Genomic DNA, 8,223 nt, shown 5'->3' with positions numbered 1-8,223 from the left:
GTGTTCACGCTGGGCGGCAGCACCGGCAGGCCGGGCAGGATCGGCGCCGGCGGCGTGATGCCGCCGCCGGGCGTGTTGGGCAGCAGCGAACCCGGCGACGCGGGGAGCCCGCTGTCCAGGCTCGGCGGCGCCATGCCGGCGAAGCTGGTCGGCGAGGCGCCGCCGGGGCCGGCGCCGGTGGGGTCCATCTCGAGTTCGGTCTCCGGCGGGGCGACATAGCTGTCGGCCGAGGCCGGCGGCGTGGCAGCGGCCATCGCGACCGGACGCGGCGCCATGCGGCGGATGCGGCTCACGTTGCGGCAGACGGTGGGCACCAGGATGCACTGGCCGTCCTCGCAGTAGACGAGGCCGCGCTCTTCCATCGCATCGGTCCACTTCGAGCGGGTCACGGTGCGGCACACGCTGCCCTGGCCGAAGTACATGTCGGTGATGTCGCCGCCGTAGGTGGCCTGGCCCTTGATGCCGTCGCGCTTGATGCTGACGATCTCGTCGTAGTCGCGCCGGGCCATGCGGGCCTTGAGCTTGTCGCGGGTGCGGCTCGGGATGTCCTGGTAGCGGTCGACGGCGGCGACCACATCGCCCATGAAAGGATTGACCCCCGGCTTGTCCCAGCTGCACACGGGAAGCGTCGCGCCCGAAGCGGCGAGTGCGAGTGTTGCAAGAAGAGACATGCGGGGTTCCTGGCCTGAAATCGTTCTAGTGTTTCCCTGGACCGGGCAATCATTGCGCCCGCCATGAAAGCAGTGTAGGAGGGCAAGTCAGCCGTCCTTCCCCGGCGTCACCCCTGAGTGCGGGTGACGTCTCGATACATAAGTCACGCTTCGTCCGGAATCCGCACAAAGAAAAAGCCCGGCAGTGCCGGGCTTGTTATCGATCGGTCGCCGGCTTGCGCCGACGGCAACGATCACTTCAGGTGGCTGTTGATCAGCTTGGTCATCTCGAACATGTCGGCCTTGGCCTTGCCGAAGATTTCCTTCAGCTTGGCGTCGGCGTTGATGACGCGCTTCTGCAGCTCGTCCTGCAGCTTGTTCTTCTTGATGTACTCCCAGACCTTCTTGGTCACGTCGGTGCGCGGCAGCGGGGCCGAGCCGACGATGGCGGCGAGCGCCGCGCTGGGGGTCATGGCCTTCATGAACGCGGCGTTGGGGGTGCGCTTCTTCGCGGGGGCTGCGGCCTTCTTGGCCGGAGCAGCCTTCTTCGCGGGAGCGGCCTTCTTCGCCGGTGCGGCCTTCTTCGCGGGAGCCGCAGCCTTCTTCGCCGGCGCGGCTGCCTTCTTCGCAGGTGCCGCGGCCTTCTTGGCCGGCGCCGCCTTCTTCGCGGGCGCGGCCTTCTTCGCAGTTGCCATTTCGATTCTCTCCATCAAAGTGTTGTTGATGTGCCGGGCCACGGGTGAAGGCCGCATAAGCCTTCAATACTCTCTAGCACCCTGCGGCGGCAATGGTACTGCGCACCTCTGGCGCTGAGAAGCGTTTCATAGAGGAGAAGCGCCGCTTCTCACGCGATGGGCACTGTGTTTACCCGAGGTTGTCGCGGCCTTGCATCAGCTCACGGCACATCACGTTCACTCGCAGCGCGCTTCATGCCGCTGAACATGGACGTTACGAGGTTCTCTCGATGGCGCAGGCCGGTGAAGGCGACACCCGCCCAATGGCCGATGACGAGCACCATCAGCAGCCAGGCCAGGGCCTCGTGCAGGTCGGCGAGCCAGCCATAGCCCCACAGCCAATCGCTGATGAAGAGCATGCCGGTGATGACCGCCGCGGCGACGGCGACGAGCAGCGCGACGACCATCCAGCCGCCCAGCGGGTTGTGGCCGAGGTAGCGCGGCTCGCGTGAAGCGGCCACCTCGCGCGCGTAGGCGGCGGTGGCCCGCGGGCCGCGCACGAAGGAGGCAAAGCGCGCATGCCTCGGGCCGGCGAAGCCCCACAGCACGCGCACGACAACGACAGCGCCGGCCACATAGCCGGCCGTGTGATGGACCTGCGCGAACCAGTGCTCCAGCAGGTGGCCGCTGAACCAGGCGGTCAGCACCGCCACGGCGAGCAGCCAGTGCAGGCTGCGCAGCAGCGCGTCCCAGACGCGGATCACCGACTTACTTCGCCGGCGCGCTCTCGCCCTCGGGCCAGACGCGCTCGAAGGTCTTCGGATGGAAGAAGGCCTCGGCCTTCTGGCCCTTGTCGTCGAGGCCGTAGACCTCGTAGCAGTTGTTGTAGTTCTGGACGCGGCGCACCTTCCAGCCTTCGGACTCGAGCTTCTTCTGCAGGTCCATCTGCGGCTTCTTCTCTTCCTTGGGCACGACCGGGCAGGACACATTGCCGTGGGCGAAGGCGGTGCCGGCGGTGGCGAGCAGCAGGGTGGCGATCAGGGTGGTCTTCATCAGGGGGCCTCTTGAGGTCAGTCAAATAACAGGGGCGGGCCGGCATCGGCCAGGGTGCGGCAGCCGCTCAGGGCCATCGCGATTTCCAGTTCGTCGCGCAGCAGGCGCAGCGCGTGGGCCACGCCCAAGGCGCCGGCGGCGGCCAGCGCATGCACGTAAGGCCGGCCGAGCAGCACCGCATCGGCGCCCAGCGCAATGGCCTTCAGCACGTCGGTGCCGCGGCGGATGCCGCCGTCGACCAGCAGCGGCACCTCGGGGCCCAGCGCGGCGCGCAAGGGTGGCAGCAGCTCGGCGGTGGCGGGCAGCGTGTCGAGCGCGCGGCCGCCGTGGTTGGAGACGACGAAGCCGGTCACGCCACGCGCCAGCGCCTCGCGCGCATCGTCCGCATGGGCGACGCCCTTGAGCAGCAGGGGCAGCTTCGAGTGCTCGCGCAGCCAGTCGATCTCGCGCCAGGTGGCGGCGCGCGGCATCAGGCCGTCGAACAGCGCGCTCTGGCCGGGCCGCAAGTCCAGCGGCTTCTTGCGGCCGCCGAGGTTGACGGCGCGGATGTCGTCGGGGAGCTGGAAGCCGGCGCGGCGCTCGCGGTCGCGGGCGCCGTGCACCGGCGCATCGACGGTCAGCACCAGCGCCTGGTAGCCGGCCGCCTCGACGCGCTGGATCAGCGCCTGCATGAACTCGCGGTCGTCGCGCCAGTAGAGCTGGAACCACAGCGGGCCGGCCTCGGGCTCGGCATGCATCGGCGCCGCTACGGCTTCCATCTCGACGCTGGACTGGGCGCTGAGGATCAGGCCGGCGCACTGCGCGGCGGCGGCATGGCCGATCGCCAGCTCGCCGTCGGCGTGGAAGAGGCGCTGATAGGCGATCGGCGCGAGCAGCACCGGCCATTGCAGCGTGCGGCCCAGCAGCGTCGTGCGCGTGTGGCCGCCGGAGAGGTCGCGCAGCACGCGGGGATGCAGGCGGATGCGGTCCCAGGCGCTGCGGTTCGCATCGCGGGTGATCTCGTCGGCGGCACCACCGACAAGGTAGGCCCAGGCCTTGTCGTCGAGCCGGGCTCGGGCGGCGGCCTCGAAGTCGGCCAGGTTGGCCACGCCCTCTGGCAGCGCCTCGATGCGCGGCGCACTCACGTGTCGGCCCACATCCGCAACAGGTTGTGATACGTGCCGGTCAGCTGCACCACGGCATCGGTCTCGCCATGCTCGCCGCGCAGCGCCATCAGCGCGAGGTCCATCTCGTAGAGCAGCCGGCGCTGCTCGTCGCTGCGCACCATGCTCTCGATCCAGAAGAAGCTCGCCAGCCGTGCGCCGCGGGTGACCGGCGCCACATGATGGACGCTGGTGCCGGGATAGATGACCAGGTCGCCGGCGGCCAGCTTGACGCGCTGCTCGCCGAAGGTGTCGGCGATGCAGAGCTCGCCGCCGTCGTAGTCGGCCGGGTCGCTGAGGAACAGCGTGCAGGAGATGTCGGTGCGCACCCGCTGCAGGCCGCCGGGCAGGTAGCGCACCGCCTGGTCCACATGGCGGCCGTAGGCGTTGGCGCTGCCGGCGTAGCGGTTGAACATCGGCGGCAGCACCCGCTTGGGCAGGGTGGCGGAGAAGAACATCGGATGGCGCTCCAGCGCCTGCAGGATGAGCGCCTGCAGGGCCTTGGCCTGCTCGCTGCCCGGGGGCAGCTGCTCGTTGTTCTTCACCGCGGCCGCCTGCCTGCCGGCGCTGGCGCGACCGTCCTGCCAGGCGGCTTGCGCAAGCAGCTCTCGCGCCTGGCGCAGCGCCTCGGGGGACAGGACGTTCGCGATCGTCAGCAGCATCGTGGCGCTATTAGAACTTGTATGTTCCGGTCAGGGACACGATGCGGCCGGTGCCGGGCACGTAGAAGGCCGTGTACAGCGCATCGGCATAGCGCTTGTTCGCGACGTTGTCGATGTTGACGCGGAACAGCAGCGTGTCCGGCACGGCCGCGTATTCGCCCATCAGGTTGAAGATGACGAACTTCGGCGCGTAGAAGCCGGGGTTGCGGTTGGGCTGCTGGCCGCTGCGGGCGTTGGCACCGGTGCCCAGGCGCAGGGCGGGCGTGAACTGGTAGGTGGTCCAGAAGTTGCCCGAGTAGCGCGGCGTCAGCGAAGGACGGGTGCCCTGGCCTTCGGCACCGGGGACGCCGATATCGATCTTGGCCACCGGCATCCAGGTGGCCGTGGCGAAGACCTCCCACTGCGGCGTGATGCGGCCGATCACGTTCACGTCCACGCCGGCGGCGTGGCGCTTGCCGGACAGCTCGACCAGGTTGGTCAGCGGGTCGGTATTGCGCTCATGCAGCTTGGTGTTGCGGAAGATGCCGATCTGCGTGCTCAGCTTGCCGTCGAAGGAGTCGATCTTGGCGCCGAGTTCGACGTTGACCGACTTCTCCGGCGGGATGGCGGCATTGGCCGCGCCCAGCGAATAGGCGTCGCCCGAGGTGTTGAACGCGGTGGCGCCCATCAGGTGGAAGGACAGCGAGTCGCTCGGCTGGAACAGCACCGCCGCGCGCTTGCTCCATTCGGAGATGCGCATCTGGTAGGGCGTCGTGGTGACGGGGCCCTGCGCGTTGTTCGGGATCGTGTAGCCGTTGTAGTCGCCGTCGACCTTGTCGTAGCGCAGGCCGGCCACGACCTTCCACATCGGAGCGACCTGCACCATGTCCTGCAGGTAGGCGCCGAGGCCCTTGGAGACGTAGTCGCTGCTGGTGCGGAAGCTGCGCAGGCTCTCGTTGCTGCTGGCGCCGTCGTACGGGGTGCCCAGCGTCGTGCTGGGCTTGGCCGGGACGACACCGCCCTGCGCGGCCGAGTAGGCGGCATAGACCTGCTTGGCCTCGCGGGCGAAGTCCACGCCGGTCAGGATGGTGTTCTCGAAGCCGGCGATCTTGACCTTGGCCTGCAGGTCGCTCTGCGCGGTCAGCGTCTGCATGTCCTGCTTCTTGATCTGCAGGTTGCGCGAAAGCACGGTGTTCGGGCCGAGGTTGTCCAGACCCGTGCCGGTGGCCAGGCGGATCAGGCTGGCGCGCATGTCGCGGTAGTAGTCGGCGTAGCGGACCTTGGTGACCAGCTCCACATCGCTGCTGAAGCGGTGCGTGTGGTCCAGCATCAGGTACTTGATGCCGCCCTTGTTGAAGTCGCTGGCCATGCCGTAGTAGTTGTTCGGATCGACCGGCACCAGCGTGGAAGTGCTGGTGGCCGAGGCCGACGTCGGCTTGATCCAGGGCATGCCGTAGTTGATGCCGTTGTTGTTGTCCAGCACGTAGGCGGTGACGCCGAACTCGTCCTCCTCGCCGATGCCGTAGCGGAAGCTGCCGCCCGCGCCGATCTTGTCCACCTTGTTGCCGGCGCCGTCGCTGTCGGCGTCGTCCTTCATCAGGCCGACGCGCAGGGCCGAGGTCTCGCCGGTGCGCTTGTTGAAGTCGCCGACGCTGCGCAGGCCGCTGTGGCTGGACAGGGTCACGTCGATCTGGTTCTGGTCGGCCAGGATGGCCTTCTTGGTCTGCTGGTTCAGCGCACCGCCGGTGGAGCCGCGGCCGAACATCAGCGCGCCGGAACCGCGCAGCAGCTCGATGCGGTCGAGGAAGAAGGTGTCGCGGTCGTAGAAGGCCGGGTCGCGCATGCCGTCGATGAAGACGTCGCCGGTGCCCTGCAGCGAGATGCCGTGGATCTTGATGTCTTCCTCGCCGCCTTCGGCCGCCTGGAAGGTGATGCCCGAGGTGTTGCGCAGCACTTCCTTGACGTTGTCGAAGTTGCGGTCGTCCAGCAGCTTCTCGGTGATGATGGTCACGGCCTGCGGGATGTCGCGGATGTCCTGCTTGCCCTTGCCGATGCGGGTCTCGGTGGCCAGGTAGGCTTCCTTGCCCTGCTGCTCCGCGGCGGCCTTGACGCGCACGACCGGCAGCGCCTGGTCGTCCTTGGCATCGGCGGCGGCCGGTGCGGCGGTCTGCGCGAGGGCGGCCGAGGCCAGGCCGAAGCCGGCGGCGAGCGCGCCCAGGGGCAGCAGCGCGTGGCGCGCCGGGGTGGTCTTCTTGTGCTTGCGGGACATGGTGCAGGTCTCCAGTACTCGATGAAATGGGCAGCAGCCGTCCGCCGCACCGGCATCGGTGCGAAGGGACTGCTTGTGTCGATGGACGGGGCGGCCGTTTCGGACTGGCTGGCTGACGAGGCTTGCTGGCTGCTGTCAGGCCGCGGGGTTGTTCTTCAGTGAATCAGGGGCGGGTCACGGGCGCTCGGGCTCGCTGACGAAACCGATGCGCGTCAGGCCGGCCTTGCTGGCGTCGGCCAGGGTCTCGGCCACGGCCCGGTAGGGCACGTTCTGGTCGGCGCGCAGGTGCAGTTCGGGCTGCTGGGCCTTCTGGCCCTCGGCGGCGAAGCGCGCGACGGCCTCGGCGCGGGTCAGCGGCTCGCCGTTCCAGTAGCGCTGGCCCTCGGCGTCGATGGCGAACTCGACCTTGTCGGGCTTGAGCTCGTTCACCTGCGAGCTGACCTTGGGCAGGTCGAGCTTGACGGCGTTGGTCAGCAGCGGCGCGGTGACGATGAAGATCACCAGCAGCACCAGCATCACGTCGATCAGCGGGACCATGTTGATCTCCGCCATCGGGGTGCTGGCGCGCTTGCTGTCGAAGGAGGCGAAGGCCATGGCTCGTGCTCCTTCGCGCTCAGGCCGCGGCGGGCTTCAGCGAGCGCACGTTGGCGCCGGCCTGCACCGCCGCACCGGGCGCCTCGCCCAGCGTCAGGAAGCTGTGCAGCTCGTAGGCGAAGGCATCCAGGCGCGCCGACAGCACGCGGTTGCCTCGGGCGAAGGCGTTGTAGGCCATCACCGCGGGAATCGCCACCGCCAGGCCGATGCCGGTCATGATCAGCGCCTCGCCGACCGGGCCGGCCACCTTGTCCAGCGTGCCCGAGCCGCTCATGCCGATGGCCAGCAGCGCGTGGTAGACGCCCCAGACGGTGCCGAACAGGCCGACGAAGGGGGCCGTCGCGCCGACGGTGGCCAGCGTGGTCAGGCCCGATTCGAGGCGCGTTGTCTCTTCGTCGAGCACCTTCTTGATCGTGCGGGTGATGAAGTCGTTGGCGGTGCCGGCCTCGGCCAGGCGCGCGGCGCCGTGGCGGGCATGGTGGGCCTGGGCGTGCAGCGAGTGGGCGGTGAGGTGCGAGAACGGGTCGCGGGCGCCGTGCGTGTTCAGCTCGGCCTGCACCGCATCGAGCGAGCGGGCATTCCAGAAGAACTCGAGGAAGGCGCCGCCGCGCTTGTTGCGCAGGTACTGGGCCAGGCCCTTGGCGACGATCAGCGCCCAGGAGGCGATGGACATCACGATCAGCACGCCCAGCAGGAACTTGCCGACGGCGTCGGACTGGGCGATGAAATGGCCGAAGCCAACGGAAGCGACGGTGGTGGTGGTGGGTTCCATGTGACGGGTGTCTTCTTCAAAAACAGTCGGTGATCGATCAGAGGATGTAGTCCAGCCGCGCGAGCGTTTCCCACTCGATGGGCTTGCCTTCTTCCATCTGCGGCACGAAGCGGGCGCTGCGGATGTCCTGCAGGGCCTGCTGGTCGATGCGCTCGAAGCCGGAGGACTTGTGGACCGTGGCTTCCTTCAGGCGGCCGCCGGCATCGACGACGATGCGCAGCACGACCAGGCCGGATTCATGGGCCCGCTTGGCGAGCAGCGGGAAATTGAGCGTCGGCTCCTTCAGGTAGCGCACCGAGCTCGGCGCCACCTTCTTCGGGGCCGGCGCCGCGGGCGCGGCCTGGACGGCGGGAGGCGCCGGCGGCATCGGCGGCGAGACCAGCGGCGTCGGCGGGGCCGGCGTGGGCTCGGGCACGACGAAGCTGGGC

Annotated in this window: 10 protein-coding genes; all 10 read right to left on the bottom strand. The window is 68.8% G+C overall.

Annotation, left to right across the window (positions count from 1 at the left end):
- A partial coding sequence (locus B0W88_RS27315) for an MHFG family PEP-CTERM protein (protein ID WP_198937953.1) occupies window positions 1–584 on the bottom strand: 584 nt, incomplete at its 3' end.
- Window positions 585–904: 320 nt separating this feature from the next.
- A complete protein-coding gene (locus B0W88_RS27310) occupies window positions 905–1,345 on the bottom strand; it encodes an SWIB/MDM2 domain-containing protein (RefSeq protein WP_077037725.1) in 441 nt (146 codons plus the stop codon).
- A gap of 200 nt (window positions 1,346–1,545) precedes the next feature.
- Window positions 1,546–2,088, bottom strand: a complete 543-nt coding sequence (locus tag B0W88_RS27305) for a cytochrome b/b6 domain-containing protein (protein ID WP_233151864.1) — start codon at window positions 2,086–2,088, stop codon at window positions 1,546–1,548.
- A gap of 4 nt (window positions 2,089–2,092) precedes the next feature.
- Window positions 2,093–2,377 (bottom strand): PepSY domain-containing protein, encoded by a 285-nt coding sequence (locus B0W88_RS27300; RefSeq protein WP_077037724.1) that lies wholly within the window; start codon window positions 2,375–2,377, stop codon window positions 2,093–2,095.
- 17 nt (window positions 2,378–2,394) lie between these two features.
- Window positions 2,395–3,501, bottom strand: a complete 1,107-nt coding sequence (locus B0W88_RS27295; protein ID WP_077037723.1) for an alpha-hydroxy acid oxidase — start codon at window positions 3,499–3,501, stop codon at window positions 2,395–2,397.
- Window positions 3,498–4,181 carry a Fe2+-dependent dioxygenase gene (locus tag B0W88_RS27290; RefSeq protein ID WP_077037722.1) on the bottom strand — a complete coding sequence of 228 codons (684 nt, stop codon included), beginning with the start codon at window positions 4,179–4,181 and terminating at the stop codon, window positions 3,498–3,500. Before B0W88_RS27290 ends, B0W88_RS27295 begins: the two co-directional genes overlap by 4 nt.
- 10 nt (window positions 4,182–4,191) lie before the next feature.
- On the bottom strand, window positions 4,192–6,429 hold the full coding sequence (locus tag B0W88_RS27285) for a TonB-dependent siderophore receptor (RefSeq protein ID WP_077037721.1): 2,238 nt from the start codon (window positions 6,427–6,429) through the stop codon (window positions 4,192–4,194).
- 174 nt (window positions 6,430–6,603) lie between these two features.
- The gene (locus B0W88_RS27280) at window positions 6,604–7,023 is read right to left on the bottom strand and encodes a biopolymer transporter ExbD (protein WP_077037720.1); all 420 of its coding nucleotides are present in this window, start codon (window positions 7,021–7,023) and stop codon (window positions 6,604–6,606) included.
- Between the two features lie 19 nt (window positions 7,024–7,042).
- Window positions 7,043–7,795, bottom strand: a complete 753-nt coding sequence (locus tag B0W88_RS27275; RefSeq protein WP_077037719.1) for a MotA/TolQ/ExbB proton channel family protein — start codon at window positions 7,793–7,795, stop codon at window positions 7,043–7,045.
- Window positions 7,796–7,832: 37 nt separating this feature from the next.
- Window positions 7,833–8,223: energy transducer TonB (locus B0W88_RS27270; RefSeq protein WP_144007000.1), on the bottom strand; the 391-nt coding region annotated here is incomplete at its 5' end.

The organism is Pelomonas sp. KK5 (assembly GCF_001984095.1).
GTDB lineage: Bacteria > Pseudomonadota > Gammaproteobacteria > Burkholderiales > Burkholderiaceae_C > KK5.
This window is presented reverse-complemented; position numbering and strand designations above follow the sequence as displayed.